Annotated in this window: 14 protein-coding genes and 1 pseudogene; 7 read left to right on the plus strand and 8 right to left on the minus strand. The window is 75.5% G+C overall.

The window, feature by feature from the left end:
* Nucleotides 1–58: 58 nt before the first annotated feature.
* The 3 genes from A6A27_RS12065 to lysX all read right to left on the minus strand — a co-directional run bounded on the left by A6A27_RS12065 (nucleotide 59) and on the right by lysX (nucleotide 4680).
* Complete coding sequence (locus tag A6A27_RS12065; RefSeq protein WP_073834680.1) at nucleotides 59–790, minus strand: YidC/Oxa1 family membrane protein insertase; 732 nt, start codon at nucleotides 788–790, stop codon at nucleotides 59–61.
* 126 nt (nucleotides 791–916) lie between these two features.
* Nucleotides 917–1210, minus strand: a complete 294-nt coding sequence (locus tag A6A27_RS12070; protein ID WP_241825237.1) for a DUF6412 domain-containing protein — start codon at nucleotides 1208–1210, stop codon at nucleotides 917–919.
* A gap of 134 nt (nucleotides 1211–1344) precedes the next feature.
* Nucleotides 1345–4680, minus strand: coding sequence for a bifunctional lysylphosphatidylglycerol synthetase/lysine--tRNA ligase LysX (lysX, locus tag A6A27_RS12075; RefSeq protein ID WP_241825238.1), 3336 nt, complete (start codon nucleotides 4678–4680; stop codon nucleotides 1345–1347).
* A gap of 291 nt (nucleotides 4681–4971) precedes the next feature.
* Here lysX and A6A27_RS12080 point away from each other — a divergent pair, with 291 nt between their 5' ends.
* The 4 genes and pseudogenes from A6A27_RS12080 to A6A27_RS12095 all read left to right on the plus strand — a co-directional run bounded on the left by A6A27_RS12080 (nucleotide 4972) and on the right by A6A27_RS12095 (nucleotide 10068).
* Nucleotides 4972–6111, plus strand: coding sequence for a carboxylate-amine ligase (locus A6A27_RS12080; protein WP_198940277.1), 1140 nt, complete (start codon nucleotides 4972–4974; stop codon nucleotides 6109–6111).
* 39 nt (nucleotides 6112–6150) lie between these two features.
* The gene (locus tag A6A27_RS12085; RefSeq protein WP_073834683.1) at nucleotides 6151–7530 is read left to right on the plus strand and encodes an FAD-dependent oxidoreductase; all 1380 of its coding nucleotides are present in this window, start codon (nucleotides 6151–6153) and stop codon (nucleotides 7528–7530) included.
* Between the two features lie 102 nt (nucleotides 7531–7632).
* Nucleotides 7633–9054: a WGR domain-containing protein gene (locus A6A27_RS12090; RefSeq protein WP_073834684.1), complete on the plus strand. Its 1422-nt coding sequence runs from the start codon at nucleotides 7633–7635 to the stop codon at nucleotides 9052–9054.
* Between the two features lie 298 nt (nucleotides 9055–9352).
* Nucleotides 9353–10068: pseudogene (locus A6A27_RS12095) on the plus strand (aminoglycoside phosphotransferase family protein).
* A 99-nt stretch (nucleotides 10069–10167) separates the two neighbouring features.
* Here the strand turns inward: A6A27_RS12095 and A6A27_RS12100 are convergent.
* The gene (locus A6A27_RS12100) at nucleotides 10168–11064 is read right to left on the minus strand and encodes an Fpg/Nei family DNA glycosylase (RefSeq protein WP_073834685.1); all 897 of its coding nucleotides are present in this window, start codon (nucleotides 11062–11064) and stop codon (nucleotides 10168–10170) included.
* A gap of 159 nt (nucleotides 11065–11223) precedes the next feature.
* On the opposite strand from A6A27_RS12100, the gene A6A27_RS12105 reads away from it, so the two are divergent.
* From A6A27_RS12105 to rocD, 3 genes are all read left to right on the plus strand, one after another.
* Nucleotides 11224–11790, plus strand: coding sequence for a hypothetical protein (locus A6A27_RS12105; RefSeq protein ID WP_073834686.1), 567 nt, complete (start codon nucleotides 11224–11226; stop codon nucleotides 11788–11790).
* 441 nt (nucleotides 11791–12231) lie between these two features.
* A complete protein-coding gene (ddaH, locus tag A6A27_RS12110) occupies nucleotides 12232–13047 on the plus strand; it encodes a dimethylargininase (RefSeq protein WP_187413458.1) in 816 nt (271 codons plus the stop codon).
* A complete protein-coding gene (rocD, locus tag A6A27_RS12115) occupies nucleotides 13047–14261 on the plus strand; it encodes an ornithine--oxo-acid transaminase (RefSeq protein WP_198940288.1) in 1215 nt (404 codons plus the stop codon). Before ddaH ends, rocD begins: the two co-directional genes overlap by 1 nt.
* 59 nt (nucleotides 14262–14320) lie before the next feature.
* Here rocD and A6A27_RS12120 read toward each other — a convergent pair whose 3' ends face one another.
* The 4 genes from A6A27_RS12120 to cutA form a co-directional block, all read right to left on the minus strand.
* Entirely contained in the window at nucleotides 14321–15475 is a 1155-nt protein-coding gene (locus A6A27_RS12120; protein ID WP_073834687.1) for an FHA domain-containing protein, read from the minus strand.
* 228 nt (nucleotides 15476–15703) lie between these two features.
* The gene (locus tag A6A27_RS12125; RefSeq protein WP_073834688.1) at nucleotides 15704–16753 is read right to left on the minus strand and encodes a fatty acid desaturase family protein; all 1050 of its coding nucleotides are present in this window, start codon (nucleotides 16751–16753) and stop codon (nucleotides 15704–15706) included.
* A 122-nt stretch (nucleotides 16754–16875) separates the two neighbouring features.
* Nucleotides 16876–20541 carry an SCO7613 C-terminal domain-containing membrane protein gene (locus A6A27_RS12130; RefSeq protein ID WP_073834689.1) on the minus strand — a complete coding sequence of 1222 codons (3666 nt, stop codon included), beginning with the start codon at nucleotides 20539–20541 and terminating at the stop codon, nucleotides 16876–16878.
* Nucleotides 20542–20588: 47 nt separating this feature from the next.
* Nucleotides 20589–20909 (minus strand): divalent-cation tolerance protein CutA, encoded by a 321-nt coding sequence (gene cutA / locus A6A27_RS12135; RefSeq protein ID WP_073834690.1) that lies wholly within the window; start codon nucleotides 20907–20909, stop codon nucleotides 20589–20591.
* Nucleotides 20910–20933: the final 24 nt, after the last annotated feature.

The following is a 20933-nucleotide window of genomic DNA, read 5'->3' on the forward strand; positions in this document are numbered from 1 at the left end:
GAGTGCGATTTCTACGCGCCCGTCCCCGCATTTGTCAATGCATGTCGATGCCAATCGGCTAATGCACGTCGATGCCTGCCGGCTGCGGCCGGCGCAGCACGGCCTGCTCCAGGGCGGTCCAGCCGGTGGTGGTGACCAGGTAGAGCACCGCAGCCAGCGGCACCACCAGCGCCACCAACACCGTCGTGTAGGGCAGCAACGGCAGCAACCGACCCAGCACGGCGGCACCGGGCCCCTCGGTGGGCGTACCGGCGACCGTGGCCGCCCGCCGGGCCCGCCGCGAGGACCACCAGGCCAGCGCGAGCAGCGCCGCCAGTAGCACCCCGAAGACCGCCACCACCGGAGCGGAGAGCCCGTCCCCGAGGTGCCAGCCCATGGGTACGCCGGCCAGTCGCTCGTGGAGCAACGCGGTGCTGCCGTCGCCGGTGGCGAAGAGGCGGTACATCACCAGGAAGAACGGCGCCTGCAACAGCGCCGGGAGGCAGCCCGCGACCGGGCTGGCCCCGGCCCGCCGGTAGAGCGCGAAGAGTTCGCTCTGCAGGCGGGCGGGGTGGTCGGCGTACCGCCGCTGGAGGTCGCGGACCTCGGGGGCGAGCGCCGCGCGGCGCCGCTCCCCGCGGACCTGCGCCACGGTGAGCGGCGAGATCAACAGCCGGACCCCGATGGTAAACAGGACGATCGCGGCCGCCGTGGCGGCCCCACCGGTCAGCGGGACCAGCGTGTCGGCGAGCCAGGTGACGACGGTGGCGGCGGCGGACGCCGCGGTGTGCAGTGGTGCGAAGGCGAGCACGGGGAACCCCTCGGTCCGATTCCGGATGCCCCGACGGGACGACGCGTCCCGGCGGGACGGATGACGACGGAACCGGCCGCGTGGCGGATTTCGTGGCCCGCGCCGGTGTTCCGACGCGGTGACGCGCTACGCGGCCGAGGGGCGCAGGCCGGGCGCGCGGGGTCGGGGCCGCCCGGGCGCGTCCGGGTCGACCTGGCGGGGCACCCGGCGATGCCGGGCGCGGGCCCGCAGGGCGGTGGCGTGCCGTCCGCCGAGCCGGTCGGGCAGCACCCCGACCCGGGCGGCGAGCAGGACGGCCAGCAGCAGCGCGGCGGCCACCGCCGCGCCGGCGAGCAGCGCCGCCGGCCGGTCCGCGAGCACGGTGAGCTGGGCGAGCGCGTACGCCCACGCCCCCGTCACCGCCACCAGAATCCCCGGCACGTCGACCAGGTTAGAACCCGGTGTCACGCCCCCGGCCGAGTCGCCGGCCACCCGGCGCGACCCCACGCCCCGCCAGGTCGGCGAAATGGCGGCAGCCCGCCAGGGCGGCCCCGCCCCGGCATGCCCCCGGCGGGTCAGGTGGAGGGGCGGACCAGGGGGAACGGGAGGGTCTCCCGGATGGAGCGGCCGGTCAGCAGCATGACCAGCCGGTCCACGCCGAGGCCGAGGCCGCCGGTGGGCGGCATGGCGTACTCCAGCGCGGTGAGGAACTCCTCGTCCAGTTCCATCGCCTCCGGGTCGCCGCCCGCCGCCTTCAGCGACTGCTCGGTGAGCCGGCGGCGCTGCTCGGTCGGGTCCACCAGTTCGGTGTACGCCGTACCCAGCTCCAGCCCGAACGCCACCAGGTCCCACCGCGCGGCCAGCCGCGGGTCGTGCCGGTGCTGCCGGGTCAGCGGGGACACCTCGGTCGGGAAGTCCAGGTAGAACGTGGGCAGCTCGGTACGCGCCTCGACCAGCCGCTCGTAGAGCTCCAGCAGCACCGCGCCGCGCCCCCAGCGCGGGTCGTACGACACCCTGGCGGAGTCACAGAGCTTGCGCAGGCCGGCCAGGTCGGTGTCGGCGGTGACCTCCTCGCCCAGCGCGGCGGAGATCGCCTCGTTGACCGTCCGCACCGGCCACTCGCCGCCGATGTCCACCGGTTCGCCGCTGCCGGGCGGGCGGACCACCGGCGTGCCGTGCACCGCCACCGCCGCCGCCACGATCAGCTCCCGGGCCAGCTCCCGCATCACGTGGTAGTCGGCGTACGCCTGATACGCCTCCAGCACGGTGAACTCCGGGTTGTGGCTGTGGTCGACGCCCTCGTTGCGGAACGCCCGGCCCAGCTCGTACACCTGCTCGACACCGCCCACGGCCAGCCGCTTCAGGTACAGCTCGGGCGCGATCCGCAGGCTCAGCCGCAGGTCGTACGCGTTGCTGTGAGTGACGAACGGGCGGGCGTTGGCCCCGCCGTGCACCCGCTGGAGGATCGGCGTCTCCACCTCCAGGAAGCCCCGCCCGGCCAGCGTGGAACGCAGGGCGTGCAGGGTGGTGCCGCGGGCCCGCAGCAGGTCCCGCGCGTCGGGGTTGATGGCGAGGTCGAGGTAGCGCTGCCGGACCCGGGCCTCCGGGTCGGCCAGGCCGTGGTGCTTGTCCGGCAGCGGCCGCAGGCACTTGGCGGCGAGCCGCCAGTCGGCGACCCGCACCGACACCTCGCCGTGCCGGGTGGCGTACACCTCGCCGGTGGCCCCGACGTGGTCGCCGATGTCGACGGTGTCCCGCCACGGGTCCAGGTCGTGCTCGAGCATGAGCTGGAGGTCGCCGCTGCCGTCCCGGACCGTGGCGAAGAGCACCCCGCCGTGGTCGCGGACCAGCATCACCCGGCCGGCCACCGCCACGGTCTCCCCGGTCCCGGTGTCCGGCGCCAGCCCGGCGTGCCGCTCCCGCACCGCCGCGCAGCTCTCCGTGCGGGGATAGCCCACCGGGTACGGGTCGATCCCCTCGGCACGCAGCCGGTCGAGCTTGGCCACGCGCACCCGGACCTGCTCCGGCTGCTGCACCGGGGCCGGCTCCGGCGGGACGGCCCGGACCGTCGCGGCGGCCGGCGGCACGAAGCGGACGCCGCCGCCGGCCGGCGGCACCCCGTACAGCGGGGTGGGTCGACCGCCGGGCAGGGCGAGGAAGCCCTCGGCGGCCACCGCGGCGAGACCCACCCGGGCCAGTTCCCGACGCTCCCCGAAGCAGAGGTAGCGGGGCGTCCAGTGCGGCTGGTACTTGGCGTTCGACAGGTAGAGCGACTCCAGCTGCCACCAGCGGGAGAAGAAGAGCAACGTACGCCGCCAGAGCTGGATGACCGGGCCGGCGCCGATCCGCGCGCCCTGCTCGAACGCCGACCGGAACGCCGCGAAGTTCAGCGACACCCGCTCGACGCCGAGGCGCGGGCCCGCCTCCAGCAGCGCGGCCACCATGAACTCGATGACCCCGTTCTCGGCGGTGCGGTCCCGGCGCATCAGGTCCAGCGACAGCCCGTGCGCGCCCCACGGGCTCAGCGACAGCAGCGCCCGCACCCGGCCGCTGCTGTCCCGGGCCTCGGCCAGCACGGAGTCGCCGTCCGCCGGGTCGCCGAGCCGGCCCAGCGCCATCGAGAAGCCCCGCTCGTGCTCGGTGTCCCGCCAGGTGGTGGCCAGGCGCGCCAGCCCGGCCAGCTCCTCCGGGGGGATCTCCGCGTGCCGGCGTACCTGGGCGGTGTAGCCGGCCCGTTCCACCCGGTGCACCGCCTGGCGGACCGGGCGCATGTCGCGGCCGTTGAGGTCGAACTCGCGGGTCAGCAGGATCGCCTCGTCGCCCAGCTGCAGCACCTTGAGCCCGTGCCGCTGGTATGCCCGCGCCCCGGCCTCGCTGGCGCCGATCACCGCCGGCGTCCAGGCGTACTCGCGGGCCTGGCCGAGCCACGCCTCGATGACCGGGCCCCACGCCTCCGGGTCGCCGATCGGGTCCGCGCTGGCCAGGCTGACCCCGTTGACCACCCGGTAGGTGATCGCCGCCTTGCCGCTGGGCGAGAAGAGCGCCGCCTTGTCCCGCCGGGTGGCGAAGTAGCCGAGCGAGTCCCGCTCGCCGTACCGGGCGAGCAGCTCGCGGATCCGCTCCTCCTCGTCGGGGTGCAGCACCGCGTTCGCCCGTTGGGAGCGGACCAGGGTGAACAGGCCGGAGACGAAGGCGATCGCACCGAACCCGCCGAGCAGCAGGTTGACCCAGCCGGGGGCCTGGCCCTTCCGGGTCACGTCGACCATGACCGCGCCACCGAAGACCTTCTCGACCGCGTACCCGAGCCGGTCCGACCAGGTGTGCAGGCTGCCCGGCTCGAGCAGGAGCAGCAGGTAGCCGAGCCCGACGGAGACCGCCGCCAGGCCGAGGAGGACGCCGAGAGCCCGCCAGACGCTGCCGCTTCGCACCTTGGCGTAGAACTCCCGCCGGGCGGCGAGTAGCAGGGCGAGCGCGCTGGCGGCGAAGGCCAGGCCGACCCACACCCCAACCGTCTCCAGGGTGCCGAAGATCCGCTCACCCGCGTCGTTGGTGAGGTCGTTGCTGCCCACGGTCAGCAGCAGCCCCCCGGCCACCAGGCTGAACGTCAGGGTGAGGCTGAAGTACGCGACCAGCACCCAGTACGCGAGCCGCTTGCGGCGCAGCACCGCGGAGGCCAGGGTGCCGAGGAAGACGGCGTACGCCAGGTTGGCCGGCGCGGGCACCAGCAGGGCGTCGATCGCGGTGCGGACCGGCTGGATGCCGGTGCGGAAGGCACTGCTCACCGCGGCGAGCGCGCAGACCACCGCGACCACCCAGAGCAGGGTGGCGAAGCCCCGCGGCACCTGGCCGCGCCAGTCCCGGCCGGCGCGCCGGGCGTCGGTCACCGTCCGCGACGTCGTGCTCGGGGTCAACTTGGCCTCCCTCGCTGCCGGCGGTGGGCGTCGAGCGGCCTCATCGTAGGCCCCCGAACCCGTTCTCCCGCCCCGCCCACGGCGGCCAGCCGGGCCGGGGATGCGCGCAGATTCCCGGAAAGAGTGCCCATTCCGCCGGCCCAGGCCACGCATTCCGGGAAAGCGGCCGCACCCGCCGGCGCGCACCCCGCGACACGCCGGCGGGTGCGTTTCCGGCCGCCGACACGGTGGGTAACAGAGCGTCGACGGCGCGGCGCCAGGTCGCGGCCGGACGGATGGGCGGTGGTGGCGATGGGTGGGTCGGTGGCGGAGCGGGAACGGAGCACCGCCCCGGGCGGGACCGACCTGCTGACGGTCGGCGTCGAGGAGGAGTTCCTGCTCGTCGACCCGCACACCGGCGCCGCCGTGCCCGCCGTCGACCTGGTCATGGAGCAGGTGCCGCCGGAGCTGCGCGGCCAGGTGGAACGGGAGTTCCAGACCAGCCAGATCGAGATCGGCAGCCCGCCGGGGCTGGAGCTGTCCTCCGTCCGGCACTCCCTCGGGGTGCTCCGCGCCGAACTGGCCGACGCCGCCGAGCGGGCGGGCGTACGGCTGCTCGCCATCGGCACCGGGCCGGTGGACGGGCCGGTGCCGCCGGTGGTGGACAAGCCCCGCTTCGACCGGATGGTCGAGCGGTTCCAGTTGCTGGTGCCCGGCCCCGGCAACAACGGCATGCACGTGCACGTCGGCATCCCCGATCCGGAGGCCGGGGTGCAGGTGCTCAACCACGTCCGCCCCTGGCTGCCGATCCTGCACGCGGTGACCGCCAACTCCCCGTTCGCCAGGGGCGCGGACACCGGGTACGCGAGCTGGCGCTCGGTCGAGTGGGAACGCTGGCCGTCGGTGGCGCCCACTCCGTACCTGGACTCGCACGAGCACTACGAACGGCTGATCCGGCAGCTCATCGCCAGCGGCGTGATGCTGGACGAGGGAATGCTCTACTGGTACGCCCGGCTGTCCGCGAAGTATCCGACGGTGGAGCTGCGGATCGGCGACGTCTGCCCGTCGGTGGACGACGCGGTGCTGGTCGCCGCCCTGGTGCGGGCCCTGGTGGCGACCGCGCTGGCGGCGGTCGCCGAGGGACGGCCGGCCATCCGCACCGACCACCACCTGCTGGTCGCCGCGCACTGGCGGGCGGCCCACGACGGGCTGGAGGGCGACGGCGTCGACCTGACCGACGGCGAGCTGCGCCCGGCCTGGGAACTGCTGGACCGGCTCGTCGACCGGGTCCGCCCGGAGCTGGCGCGGCACGGGGACCTCGACCAGGTGACCGAACTGCTGGGCGGGCTGCGCCACCACGGCAGCGGCGCGGCGCGGCAGCGGGCGGTGTTCGCGCGTACCGGCCAGTTGGTCGACGTGGTGGCGGACGTGGCCCGGCAGACCCGGGGCTGACCGGCCCCGCCCCGGATCTTCGCGTGACAGGATGGGCCCGTGGCGGAACGGCTGATCGTCGTCGGCGGGGACGCGGCCGGGATGGCGGCCGCCTCCCAGGCCCGACGCCGCCGCGACGGGGCCGACCTGGAGATCGTCGCCTTCGAGCGCGGCCACTTCACCTCGTACTCCGCCTGCGGCATCCCGTACTGGATCAGCGGGCTGGTGCCGGACCGGGACGCGCTCATCGCCCGCGATACGGTCACCTTCCGCGAGCAGTTCGACATCGACGTGCGGCTACGGCACGAGGTCACCGCCATCGACCTGGACCGCCGCGAGGTGGTCGCCCGCGACCTGGACGGCGGCGGCGAGGTCCGCGCGGGTTTCGACAGCCTGGTCTACGCCACCGGCGCGGTTCCGGTGCAGCCCGACTGGGCGCGCGGCGGCATCGCCGGGGTCTTCGGCGTGCAGACCCTCGACGACGGCGCGGCCCTGCTGGACTGGCTGGACCGCGAGCCGCGGCCCCGGCGCGCGGTGGTGGTCGGCGGCGGCTACATCGGTGTGGAGATAGCCGAGGCGCTGCTCCAGCACGGGCTCTCGGTCGACCTGGTCGAGCAGGGCGCCCAGCCGATGTCCACGGTGGACCCCGACATGGGCGAGCTGGTCGCCGCCGCCCTGCGCAAGGTGGGCATCGGCATCCGTAGCGGCCTGACGGTCACCGGCCTGCAGGAGCGGGACGGGCGGATCGCCGCGGTGGTCACCGCCGAGGGGCCGATCCCGGCCGACGTCGTGGTGCTGGGTCTCGGCGTACGCCCGAACACGGCCCTCGCCGCAGCGGCCGGCCTGCCGCTCGGCCCGACCGGCGGAATCCGCACCGACCTGCGGATGCGGGTACCCGGGGTGCCGGGCGTCTGGGCCGCCGGCGACTGCGTGGAGACCCTGCACCGGGTCAGCGGCCTGCCGGTGCACATCCCGCTGGGCACCCACGCCAACAAGCAGGGCCGGGTCGCCGGGATCAACATCGGCGGCGGGTACGCGACCTTCCCCGGCGTGGTCGGCACGGCGGTGACCAAGGTCTGCGACCTGGAGGTGGGGCGGACCGGCCTGCGGGAGTCGGACGCCACCGCGGCCGGTTTCGAGTTCGTCACGGTACGGGCCGAGTCGACCAACCGGGCCGGCTACTACCCCGGTGCCCGTCCCATGACGGTGAAGCTGATCGCCGAGCGGCCCGGCGGCCGGCTGCTCGGAGCGCAGATCGTCGGCTGGTCCGAGGCGGCCAAGCGGATCGACGCGCTGGCCGTGGCGTTGTGGAACGGCATGACGGTGGACGAGATGACCGCGCTGGACCTCGGCTACGCCCCGCCGTTCGCGCCGGTCTGGGATCCGGTCCTGATCGCCGCCCGCCGGGCCGTCGACGCCCTCTCCCGCGCCGAACGATAGGGCGCCCGCCGGCTTCGGGTGCAGTTGTTGTCGGGGGGCGCGGTTAGCGTGTGCGCGCTGTCGCGGTGCCGGGTCCGGCGCCTTTTCCCTCGGAGGCATCCCATGTCGCAGGAGACGACCTACCTCGAACTGTCCGAAGTGGACGGAGGAGCGCACAAGTTCTACGAGGTCGTGGTGGCGGACACCGCGCTGACCGTGCGCTACGGCCGGATCGGCGACCTGGGCCAGGTGAAGACGACCACCTTCCCGGACAACGTCCGGGCCCGGGCCGCCGCCGCGAAGAAGATCGGCGAGAAGGTCCGCAAGGGGTACGCCCCGGCGGTGCCGGGCGTACGCCAGAAGCGGGCGGTCACCCGCCGGCAGATCGTGAGCACCCGCTCCACCGCCCGCACCGCCCCGGTCCTCTGGCGGTACGACTCGGGCGCGCCCGCGTTCGGCATCTTCATCGACGGGCAGAGCTGCATGGTGGGCAACGAGCACGGGGTGATCACCACCCTGGGCCACGACGACCGGGTGCTGAACCAGGTCCGGCTCCCCGACGGGGTGAAGTGCATCGTCGCCGACGACGCCTGGATCTACGCGGGTTGCGACGACGGGAACGTCTACGACCTCTCCGGCAAGGTGCCCCGGGTGGCGTACGCGATCGCCCCGGACATCGACATCTACTGGCTGGACATCCATGACGGCGTCCTGGGCGTCTCCGACCGCGAGGGCGGCATCGCCGCGATCGACCACGAGGACGAGTTCCTCTGGCGCCGGCCGGGGCGGGGCCGGTCCGCCTGGATGGTGCGCTGTGACACCGATGCGCTCTACCACGGCCACTCGCAGGGGGTGACCGGCTACGACTGGCGTACCGGACGGGAGCTGTGGCACACCCGGACCGGGGCGGTGCTCTTCGGCTGGCAGGAGCGGGACAGCGTGTTCGCCGGCACCGGCACCCGCGAGGTGGTGCGGCTGCGCAAGGACGGGCGCGCCGAGCGGACGTACCGGTGCGACGCCGCGGTCTTCTCCTGCGCCACCGCCGAGGGCGGCCGGTACGTCTTCGCCGGCGACAGCGCGTCCTCGATCTACTGCTTCGACGCGGCCGGCAACCGGCTGTGGAAGCTCGGCACCGGCTGCGGCTCGGCGTACTCGATGCAGTACCACGAGGAGCGGCTCTACGTGGTCACCACCAGCGGCTACCTGGCTTGCATCGACGCCAGCGAGCCGGCCATCCGGGCCGCCGAGGCGGGCAGCGTGCCCGAGGTGGTCGACGTGAAGGCCCCGACCCGGCTGCCCGAGCCGGCCGCCTGGACCACGGTGGAGGTCACCACCGACGACCGGGCCGGCGTGGTGGTGGAGTGCGTCGAGGAGGGTGGCCGGCTGCGCATCCACGTGCTGTCGAACGGCTACCGCCGGGACTGGCCGGTGCAGTTCCCCAAGGGCATCCGCGAGCCGGGCGCCCGCTACCTGGTCACCGACGTGCGGGTGGCCGGTCGGGGCGGGTTCTACCGGGCGTACGGCGACATCCGCCGCCTCCGCTGAGGGCTCCGGTCCGGGGCGGGGCGGGACCGCTCCCGGACCGGTCACCGGCCGGTCCAACCCACCGCCCGCCTCCGCCCTGCCAACCTGTCCCGGAATCGGCTGTACGCGACCCGCCGACGTGGTCCAGGATGGCCGGATGGCCGGGCACCTGGAGATCCCCGAGGGCCTGGGCTGGGTCCGGCGGCTGCCGGCGGGCCGGGTCTGGCTGGCCGAGCTGCCGGACCTGCTGGCCGAGTGCGTACGGCGGTGGGAGCTGCGGATCGGACCGCCCTACCCGTACGCGTTCGCCTCGCTGGCGATGCCGGCGGAGCTGCCCGACGGCACCGCGGCGGTGCTGAAGCTCCAGTACCCGGACGCGGACAGTGCGCACGAGGCGACCGCGCTGGCCCGCTGGGCCGGTGCCGGCACGATCCGGTTGCTGGCCCACGACCCGCCACGGCGGGCGCTGCTGGTGGAGCGCTGCGTGCCCGGCACCCCGCTGCACGAGCTGCCCCTCGATGCGGCTCTGGACGTGGTGGTCGAACTGCTCCCCCGGCTCGGCGTGCCGGCCGGCCCGCCGTTCACCCCGCTCGCCGAGGAGGCGACCGGCTGGGCGGAGCAGCTACCGGCGAACTGGGAGCGGGCCAACCGCCCGTACGAACGGCGGCTGCTGGACGCGGCGCTCGGGCTGCTCGCCGATCTGGTGCCCAGCAGGGCGAGCAGGTGCTGGTCAACCAGGACCTGCACGCCGGCAACGTGCTCCGGGCGACCCGGGAACCGTGGTTGGTCATCGACCCGAAGCCGCTGGCCGGCGAGCGGGAGTTCGCGCTGGTGCCGATGGTGCGTGGCGCGGAGCTGGGGCACTCGCCCGATGCGGTCCGCTATCGGCTGGATCGGCTCAGCGCCGAGCTGGGCCTCGACCGGGAACGGGTCCGGGGCTGGACGATCGTGCACACCATCGCGTGGAGCATCGGCGGGGACGAGGTCTTCCCGAATCAGGTCGAGGTGGTCCGCTGGCTGCTCGGCGAGGAGTGACCGACCCCGGGAGGCGGCCGGGGTTCGGTCACGTCGAGCGGCTCCGTCACCAGATCCGCGTCCATCGCGCGGTGGGTTGACACGGCCGGCGGCCTGGCGTCAGCCGGCCTGGCAGGTGGGGCACCAGTAGAGGTTGCGGCCGGCCAGCTCGCCCCGGCTGATCGCGGCACCGCAGACGTGGCAGGCCGCGCCGGGGCGGCGGTAGACGTACACCTCCCCGCCGTGCCGGTCGACGCGGGGCGCGCGGCCCATCGCCTGCGGCAGGTGCTCGTCCCGCACGGTGTCGATCCGGCCCCGCTCGACGGCGAGGGTCATCAGCGCCACCAGGTCGGCCCAGAGCTCCGCCCAGCCGGCCGGGGTGAGGTCCCGCCCGGGCAGGGTGGGCGGCAGCCCGGCGCGGAACAGCGCCTCGGTCACGAAGATCAGCCCGGTGCCGGCCACCACCGACTGGTCCAGCAGCAGCGCGGCGAGCGGGGTGGGGCTGCGCCGGATCCGCGCGTACGCCCGGTCGGGGTCGGTGTCGGCGCGCAGCGGGTCCGAGCCGAGCCGGTCGCGCAGGGCCGCCACCTCGGGCGGGGTGAGCAGCTCGCAGGCGGTCGGGCCGGTCAGGTCCAGCCAGTGCCGGTGGTCCTCGCCGGCTGGCGGGACGCCGATGTCGGCCAGATCGAGGCCCACCTCGGCGCGTCTGCCGCCACGCCGAGAGCTGGCGCCGTCGTTGCTGAGTCGCAGCCGCACCTGCCCGACCGGGGGCGGCGGCTCGCCGGGCCCGTCGGCGAACTTGCCGTAGAGGCCGAGGTGCACGTGCAGGGTCAGCTCGCCGGCGTAGTGGTGCAGCAGGTGCTTGCCGTACGCCTCGGTGCCCTCGAGGACGGTGCCGGTGAGCCGGGCCGCGCCCCCGGCGAAGCGGCCCTGCGGGCTGGCGGCGTGCACCCGGTCGCCCGCGAAGAGTTCGGCGTGTCGGGCCGCCAAGCGGTGGATGGTGTGTCCCTCTGGCACGACGGCAACGGTAGCCCGGGGCCCCGGCGGCGCCGCTGGGGAGTCCGGCCACCCGTCGACGGGTGTCGAATTCCCGGCGGCCGGGTACCTCCTGCGTGTCACGCGTGGTCGCCACTGCGCATCACCCGGCCTCCACGCAGCAGATCAGGAGGTGTCGAAATGAAGATTTTGTCCCACCGCAACGCCCCGGCGCGAGATGAGGCCGTCGACGGCGACGGCGTCGTCGACGGCCGCCACACGGCCGCCACCGGCCGTCCGGTCGCTACCGAGGGACGGCACGCCGGGGTCGACCCGGATCCGGCCCTGGAGCGCACCGTCGACCTGGACCGGGACGGCCAGCCGGACCGGCCGTCGGCCCGCCCCGACGCCGATGCCCGGACGGCTCCGGTGGCCCTCGGGCCGAAGCCTCGGGCCAGCCTGCTGGCCACCCTCGGCCTGATCGCCTCCGTGGTCGGCGCGCTGTTCGTGCTGAGCGGCAGCCTCGCCGGATATGGCATCGGGCTCGGCGCGGTCGGCGCGGTGCTCGCCGTGCTCGGCCTGGTCGCCACCCGCCGGCGGCACGTGGCCGGTACGACCGACGCGCTGATCGGCGTGGTGGTCGGCCTCGCCGCCGTGGTGCTCGGCCTCGTCGCGCTGACCGGCCAGTTCGACTGGCCGACGACCGACGGCGAGTGGGTCGGCCGGTTCCGCGAGTGGCTTGATTCACAGTTTGCCGCGATGTTCTGACGGGCACTGATCGGCTCGCCTGGCGGTGCGCCGGCACGCCCGACCAGTCTGGTGGTTCACCAGCCGGGCACATCCTCTTCGGGGGCGGCGATGGCCGCCCCCGAAGTGTGTCCGGGATGGCCAGGGGGTCGACCACGGCGACGCCGGCCCGGATCGCGCCGGCCCGGGCGGGGCGTCGCCCCAGGTGGGCGGACCTGGCGATGGCCCGGCTGGACGAGATCGAGACGTCCCGGCACCCGCCGGCCCACCTCGTTTGGAGCGGGACTGGGCGTCGACGCAACGATCCGACGCCGTCAGAGCGCCAGACGCAACGATCCGACGCCGAACGCAACTTCTCGCGGTGGATGTCGCCGGCCTGCGGCGCATAACGTTGGACCACGGCGCCAGCCCGTGGGCCGACCGTGGCCGGGCGCGCCCGACCCCTGGGAGCACGACATGACGATGGACGCCACCCGCCAGCGCTTTCTGATGTGCCGGCCGACGTACTTCGCGGTCGACTACGCGATCAACCCGTGGATGGATCCGACCGCGCCGGTCGACGCCGACCTGGCGATCCGGCAGTGGGAGCAGCTCCGCCAGACGTACGTCGACCTGGGCCACGAGGTCGAGCTGATCGACCCCGTCGCCGGCCTGCCGGACATGGTCTTCGCCGCCAACGGCGGCACCGTGATCGACGGCAAGGCCATGGCGGTGCAGTTCCGTGACCCGCAGCGCGCCGACGAGGCCCCCGCCTACCGGGCCTGGTTCGAGGCTGCCGGCTTCGAGATGTACGACCCGAAGCACGTCAACGAGGGCGAGGGCGACATCCTGCTGGTCGGCGACCACCTGCTCGCCGGGACCGGGTTCCGCACCGCGCACGCCTCGCACGCCCAGCTCCAGGAGGTCTTCGGCTACCCGGTGATCACCATGCAGCTGGTGGACCCGCGCTTCTACCACCTGGACACCGCGCTCACCGTGCTCGACGAGCGGACCGTCGCGTACCTGCCGGAGGCGTTCTCGCCGGGCAGCCGGGCGGTGCTGCGCCGGCTCTTCCCGGACGCCATCCACGCCACCATGGCCGACGCCGAGGTGCTCGGGCTGAACGCGGTCAGCGACGGCCGGCACGTGGTGCTGCCCGCCCAGGCCACCGACCTCGCCGCCAAGCTGCGCGACCGGGGCTACCAGACCATCGGGATCGACCTGTCCGAGCTGCGCAAGGCCGGCGGCGGACCGAAGTGCTGCACGTTGCGACTCCGTCAGGGAAAGGCAGACAAGTGATCATCGACGACATGCTGCGGACGCCGTCCGCCGTACGGGACGCGGAGCGTCACACGGCGCACAACTACCACCCGCTGCCCGTGGTGATCTCGTCCGCCGAGGGCGCCTGGCTGACCGACGTGGACGGCCGCCGCTACCTGGACTGCCTGGCCGGCTACTCGGCGCTGAACTTCGGCCACCGGCACCCGCAGCTGATCGAGGCCGCGCACGCGCAGCTCGACCGGCTCACGCTGACCAGCCGGGCGTTCATCCACGACCAGTTCGCCGACTTCTGCCGGGAGCTGGCCGAGCTGTGCGGCAAGGACCTGGTCCTGCCGATGAACACCGGCGCGGAGGCGGTGGAAACCGGCATCAAGGTCGCCCGCAAGTGGGGCTACCAGGTCAAGGGCGTGACCCCGGGCCAGGCGAACATCGTGGTTGCCGAGGGGAACTTCCACGGCCGGACCACCACGATCGTCAGCTTCTCCACCGACGAGGACGCGCGCGCCGACTTCGGGCCGTACACCCCGGGCTTCACGGTCGTCCCCTACGGCGACCTGGACGCGCTGACCGCCGCGATCGACGAGAACACGGTCGCCGTGCTGCTCGAGCCGATCCAGGGCGAGCAGGGTGTCGTGGTGCCGGCGGAGGGCTACCTGCCGGGCGTCCGCCGGGTCTGCACCGAGCGGAACGTCCTGTTCATCGCCGACGAGATCCAGTCGGGTCTGGGGCGTACCGGCGCGACGTTCGCCTGCGACCACGAGGGTGTCGTTCCGGACATGTACCTGCTGGGCAAGGCGCTCGGCGGCGGCATCGTGCCGGTCTCCGCGGTGGCCGCGAACACCGACGTGCTCGGCGTGCTCAAGCCGGGCCAGCACGGCTCGACGTTCGGCGGCAACCCGCTGGCCTGCGCCGTCGCCACCGAGGTGGTCCGGCTGCTCGCCACCGGCGAGTTCCAGCGGCGCTCGGCCGAGCTGGGCGAACGGCTGCACGCCGGCCTGCGCGGCCTGATCGGCAAGGGCCTGGTCGCCGTCCGGGGCCGGGGCCTCTGGGCCGGCCTGGACATCGACCCGGCGCTGATGACCGGCCGGCAGGCCTGCGAGCGGCTGATGGAGCGGGGCGTCCTGGCCAAGGACACCCACGGCTCGACCATCCGGCTCGCCCCGCCGCTGGTGATCACCGAGGAGGAGATCGACCACGCGGTGGCCCAGCTCGCCGCCGTGCTGGAGGGCTGACCCCCGTACGCGAAAGGGCGCCGGGACCGCGACGGTCCCGGCGCCCTTCGTCGTGCGCCTCAGGGGCGCGGCAGGCGCATCGCCATGGTGGGGGCCTCCGCCATCACCGAGGTGGGGCTGAACTTCGCGTCGCTGGGCAGCTCGTCGGCGCGGCCGACCTGCACGCCCGGGTAGAGCTCGACGATGTCGCCCTCACCCAGCACCCGGGACTGCTGCGGGGCCAGCGCGATCCGGTCCGACTCGGCCATCGAACCGCCCGGCCGTACGCCCGAGCCGTTGGTGCTGGTGTCGGTGACGACCACCTCGCCTCGACCAGCCCGCAGCTCGAACCGGACGTGGCTGCGGCTGATCCAGCGCCGCGCCTCGTCGTTGAGCCACTGGCCGAGCACGATCCCGCCGGACGAGTCCGGTGCCCGCCCGACCAGCACCGGCTGGGACTCGGTGAGCACGAACCGCCGCCGGACCAGCCCGCCGATGCGTACCGCCAGCAGCTCCGTCCGCGGCCGCGGCCCGGCGTCGCCAAGCCGGACGCCGTGCCGGGGGCAGGTCGGCGCCCCGTTGCGCAGCGTGGGCGGGGGCTGGCCGGCCGGGGCGCGGTCCACCCGGGCCAGGTCGGCGAAGGCGCCGCCGCCCCCACCGCCGCCGAAGAGCGCGCACCCGGGCTCGGGGCAGCGCCACTGCCGGGCCAGCAGCTTCGCGCCCACCGGTGAGCGGCTGCCGGAAGCCGGGCTCTGCCCGCCGCCGACGTGCGCGATGAACACCGGGCCACCTGCGCCGGGCACCGGCGCGAGCACCCTTCCGGCCTGCCCGAGCCACGGGTAGCGGCCGCTCAGCCCGTCGAAGCGCCCCCGGCTGAGCACGGGCAGCCCGAGCAGGTCGGCCACCTCCAGCACCCGGTCGCCGGGGTGGTCCAGCACCTCCACCAGACCGTCGTCCGCCCAGCGCCGGACCACCATCCGCTCGTTGGAGGTCAGGTCCGCGTCGGAGAGCAGGGCCCGGTGCACGATGGCGTAGACCGGGACGCTGTCCTCCCCCAACTGCTGGGACAGGGCGTCGATCACCATGCCGAGCCGCAGCAGGCTGGCCGGCCGGCCGCCGTCCAGGTTCTGCCAGCGGATCACTTCGGCCAGGTCCACCACGGCCCGGGCCAGTGCGGGGTCGGTGCAGACCCGCCCCTCGATGGCGTCGAGCACCTTGCTGATCTCGAATCTCATGCCGCGCTCCGGACGGTGCCGTCGATCCGACGGGTTGGCACCCGCCCGCCCGTCTCGTTCCGCACCGCCGCCGCGCTGCGCACGTCTGTCATGACCCGACCCTACCGGCAGCGCTGATTCAGGCCGATCCACGCACGGCGGAAATCGACCTTCGCCGGTGGGTGGCGGGGGCTAGGCTGACCCGCCGGCCCGGGCGGGGGCCGCCGCCTCCGCCCGGCGCGGTCCCGCTCAGCCGGCCCGCAGCGGGCGGCCGACCTCGTGCAGGTGGCCCAGGGCCTGCCGGTACGACTCGACCAGCCCGGTCTCGACGTACGGGATGCCCTGCTCGGCGCAGTACGCCCGGACGATCGGCTGGGCCCGCCGCAGGTTGGCCCGGGGCATGTTCGGGAAGAGGTGGTGCTCGATCTGGTAGTTGAGCGCCCCCAGCGCCACGTCAACGAACCGGCCGCCCCGCACGTTGCGCGAGGTGAGCACCTGCTTACGCAGGAAGTCGAGGTCGTCGTCGGCGGTGGGCATCGGCATGCCCTTGTGGTTCGGGGCGAACGCGCAGCCCATGTAGAGCCCCCAGAGCCCCTGGTGAACGGCGACGAAGAGCAGCGCCTTACCCGGCGACATCACCGCGAACAGCAGGCCGAGGTAGCCGACGGCGTGCGCGACGAGCAGCAGGCCCTCGACCGCGCGGTGCCGCACCGGGGTGCGCCACCGGCCGTCCGGCTCCCGGCCGACCAGCGCCTGGACGCTGGCCACGTGCAGCGCCAGCCCTTCCAGCAGCAGCAGCGGGAAGAACAGCCACGCCTGCCGCCGGGCCAGCCACCGGCCCAGCCCCCGGGTCGCCAGCGCCTGCTCGTACGTCCAGACCAGCGCGCCCGCCCCGACGTCCGGGTCCTCGTCCTCGTGGTTCGGGTTGGCGTGGTGGCGGTTGTGCTTGTCCACCCACCAGCCGTAGCTCAGCCCGACTGCGAGGTTGCCGGCGATCAGGCCGGCGAACTCGCTCGGGCCGCGCCGGCGGAACATCTGCCGGTGGCCGGCGTCGTGCCCGAGGAACGCCACCTGGGTGGTGGCCACCGCCATCCCGGCCGCCAGCAGCAGCTGCACCCAGGAGTCACCGACCGCGGCCACCACGACCCAACCGGCCACGAAGGCACCCAGGGTGAGCCCGATCCGGGCCGCGTACCAGGCCGGTCGGCGGTCGAACAGCCCCGCCTCGGCAACCCGTCGGGACAGCCGCGCGTATTCGCTGCCCCGCCGGGCCGGTGGCGCCGTCAATGATGAGGTCATGCCGATCCCCGCTCCTCGGTCGGTCCGTCACACCGGGCGGCGCGACTCTCCGTAACCAAGCATGCCTTGATCGACTGCGCTGGGTAATCCAGCCAACCCCCCAGCCATCGGTGGTGCTATCCCTACCCCATCCGGCCCACCGCGGCCCGCAGCCGGGCCAGGTCGCGCCGACGGCGCTCGTACGTCGCGGCGAGGGCGATCAGCGCCAGACCGCCCAGGCCCAGGTAGATCCACCGGGGCAGCAGGTCCCAGCCCCGGGCCAGCTCGTGCAGCGCCAGCGGGACCAGGGTGACCGCGCCGAGCACGACGGGCGCCTGCCAGCGCCGGGCCGCCCCGCCGAGCACCGCGCCGAGCGCGACGACCCCGAGCGCCAGCCGGCGCCACGGCTGCGGGTCCGGCGCGGCCAGCACCGACACCAGGCTGGGCAGCAGCGCCGCCGCCAGCCCCGGGCCGAGCGCCAGCCAACTGTTCAGGCCCGGCCGGGTGCGCAGCGCCACCAGGCCAGCGCCGAGGGCCAGCGCCGCCGCCGGCACGGTGTACGCCTCCAGCACCGCCACCCCGCCGGCGGCGAGCAGCAGCCAGCCGCCGAGCAGTTCGCTGCCGCCCGCGACACCGGCGAGGATCCACCGCCGGCCGGCCGGCTCGTCCCGCCGGAGCACCCGTACCGCCACGACCGCGCCCCACAGCGCGCAGACCGCCGCCGCGTGCCGCAGCGCACCGCTGGTGAGCAGCAGCGCCAGCAGGGCCACCGCGTGCGCCGCCGCCGCCCCCGCCAGCGCGGCCCGTGGGGTTGCCGTCGCGGGGCGGAGCAGCGGGCCGGCGTGCAGGGCCGCCGCCGCCACGACCAGGACCGCGAAGGCGGCGGTACGCAGCGGCAGCCCGCCGGCCAGCGGCGCGGTCACCGCGAACCCGGTGGCCGCCGCCAGGGCCGACAGCCAGCCGGCGAGCTGGATCCCGTCCTCCCGGCCGACCGCGCCCACGACCGCCGCCGCGACGACCAGCGCGCCCAGCCCGGCGAGCGTCCCGGCCCGGGTGGCGAGCAGCCCGCCCAGCCCGGGCACGGTGAGCGCCAGCCCGAGCGGCACGGTGACCGGCAGCAACGCCCAGCGCGGCGCGGCGAGCGCGGCCACCAGCAGCGCGGCCAGCCCCGCCCCGAACGTCAGCGCGGGGACCACCGGCCAGGGCGCGCCGGTCGCCGCCAGCAGCACCGGCAGGGCGACCGCGCCGAACGGGAGCGCGGCCAGCGTGGGCAGCCGACGCCCGCCACTCGGACTCCGGCTCGGCGCGTCCGGGTTGGCGCCGCGATCTGGAGCCGTCGCGACGCGGGCGTACGCGGCGGCGGCCGTACCGAGCAGCAGCAGCGCCAGGCCGGCGGGCACCGCGCCGGGCACCGGCCCGCCGGCGGGCACTCCGGACCAGGGCCGGACCGGCAACTCCAGGAGCACCCGCAGGACCGCCGGGGCGGCCGCGAGCAGCGCCAGGCCGGCCAGCCCGGCGCCGACCACCCGCGGGGCGACCGCCGGCCGGGCCGCCCCACCGGCGGCCACCGCCAGCAGCACACCCGCCGCGGCGTAGAGCGACACCCGCTCGGCGCCCGGTACGACCAGCGGCGCGACCCCGACCGAGCCGAGCGCGACGGCGAAGCCGGCCGAGGCGTACCCGTGCAGGTCGGGCCAGTGTCGGCGGACCGCGAGGACGGCGACCACCAGCAGCACGACGGCGCCGGACACACCGCGCAGCCGCCACCAGGGCGCCGCGCCGAAGCCGAGCAGCGCGACCGCCACCGCCGCTGGTACGGCGAGCAGCGCACCGCCCAGCGCCACCCCGGCGACGGTCGGCTGGGCCCCCTCGCCCCGGCGGCCCCGCGCCGCGACCGCCACGCCGACGATCGCCAGGACCGCAAAGACCGTTCCCGCGCCAGCCGCGTCGGCGCAGCCGACCAGCAGGGCGTGGCCGAGGAGGACCGCCGCCGCCAGGGCGGGGACCAGCACCGTCGGGTACCGGCGGCGCGGCCGGTACACCGCGCCGAGCAGCAGCGCGGTGGCCGCCACCAGATCGAGGGCCACCACCAGCGGCCAGGGGGTGGCCACGGCGGCCGGCCCGGCGAGCACGGCCAGCGCGCCGCCGACGGCCCCCACCACCGGCCGCGCGGACGGGGGCACCAGCAGCGCCACCGCCCCGGCGGTGAGCAGCACGGCCACCGGCAACTGCCAGCCCCACGACGGGGCCGGGACCGGCTCGGCGCCCTGCCATGCCGGCACCGCGGCGAGCACGCCGGCCCCGGCGACGAGCCCGGTGAGGATCGTGGCGACCTGCCCCGCCCCGGCCGCCACCACCAACGCGCCCACCCGCGGCCCGGTACGCAGCCGCTGCGGCACCGCCCGCACGGCACCAGCCAGCCCGGCCGTCACCAGCCCGGCCGCCAGCAGCAGCAGCCCCGGGTGCAGCGCGGCGACCGGCCGGATCAGTGCGGTGGCCAGCACCGGCACCAGCAGCCCGGCGGCGGTCGCCCGGTACGCCCGGCCACCGGCCGCCAGCGCGCCGGTCAGCAGGGCGAGCGCCACCACCAGCAACGGGCCACCGGCCAGCAGCGGAGCGCCGGCCACCCGCCCCAGCCCGAGCGGGACCAGCGCGCAGCCGGCCGCGACGGCCAGCGCGACCCCGTGCCCGATCCAACCCAGCACCCAGCCGGCCGCCACCGTCGCCGAGCCACCGACGGGCACCGGCACGGAACGCGGGCCCACCAGGGAACCGGCCGGCGCCGGGCCGGGCGGAACGGCTCCCGGGGCGACGACGCCGGTGGGCGCGGCGGCCGGCCCCCCGCCGGCCGCCGCCTCCCCGTACGGGCCGAAGTGGACCGGCCCCCCGCCGGCCACCCCGCCCCGCCTCGGGTCACCGCCACTGGCCGACGTCGCGCCGTCCACCCCCGACGGCAGCGCGACGTGGGCCCGCGGGACCCGGTTCCGCAGGGCGATCACCACCACGAGATCGCCCAGCGCCACCCCGGTGAACACCAGCGCCCAGCCGGCCGCGGACGGCTCGGCGGCCACCGCGGCCAGCGGCAGCACGGGCTGCGCGGTCAGCAGCGCCGCGAACCACGGCACGGTGAGCCGGCTGAGCCGCGCGTACCCGGCCGCGACCGCCGCGCCGATCCCCCCGACCAGCGCCGTGTAGCGGCTTCCGGGCCAGCCCGCCACCCCGAACAGGTCCACCGACCAGGCGGCGTACCCGTCGAGGAGCACCAGCAGCAGCCCCACCGCGGCGAACGTCTCGGCGGTGCCGCGCAGCCCGCGCCACCGGGCCACCAGCGGGGCAGCGAGGGCGAGCGCGGTGCAGCCGAGGAGGATCACCGCCCGCCCGGCAATCCCGAACGCGGCCCAGGCGACCGCCGTGAACACCACCGCCGCGGTGCCGAGCAGCAGTCCACCGAGGACGAACAGCAGTCCCTGCACGGTCCGGGTGGAGGTCTCCGCCCCACCGGGCCGTACCGGGACGGCCGGCGGCGTGGGCACCGGTGGCACCGGCCCGACCGGGCGCGGTGGCGGGATCTCCCGACGGATCCGGGTGGCCAGCTCCGCCCGGTGCTGCCGGGCGGCGCCGAGCCGGGCCGCCAGTTCCTGGTGCGCGACCCGGGCCCGCTCCACCTGCGGCGTCAGCGCGGCGATCTCCCGGTCCAGCCGCACCACCTCGGTGGCCGGCGGGTACGGCGGACGACCGCAGCCGGGGCAGCCGGAGGCGAGATCGGCGGGGGCGCCGCAGCCGGGGCAGGGGTAGCCGGTGTTCTCCACCCGGCCAGCATCGTGACCGGCGGGCCGGCCGGACAGAGTAGGCGTACTCAGGGACGGGTGTGTTGGTGCACCCAGGCCGTGTAGTCCGGGTTGCCGCTCTCCACCCGGGTCACCAGGATCTCCGGCACCTCGTACGGGTGGTTGGCGCGGAGCTGGTCGATCAGCGCGTCCACCCGGTCCGGCGCGGTCTTGAACTGCACCGACCACTCGGCGGTGGTCTGGATCGCGGACTGCCACCAGTAGGTGCTGTCCACCTGTCCGCTCACCTGGGCGCACGCCGCCAGGCGTCCGGCGACGGCCGCGGCCGCCAGGACGTCCGCGACCGCCCGCGCGTCCACCACCGTCGTCACCACGCAGATCTGCTCCACGGGCGCACCATACGTGGCCACCCG

The organism is Micromonospora sp. CB01531, assembly GCF_001905095.1.
Taxonomy (GTDB): Bacteria; Actinomycetota; Actinomycetes; order Mycobacteriales; family Micromonosporaceae; genus Micromonospora.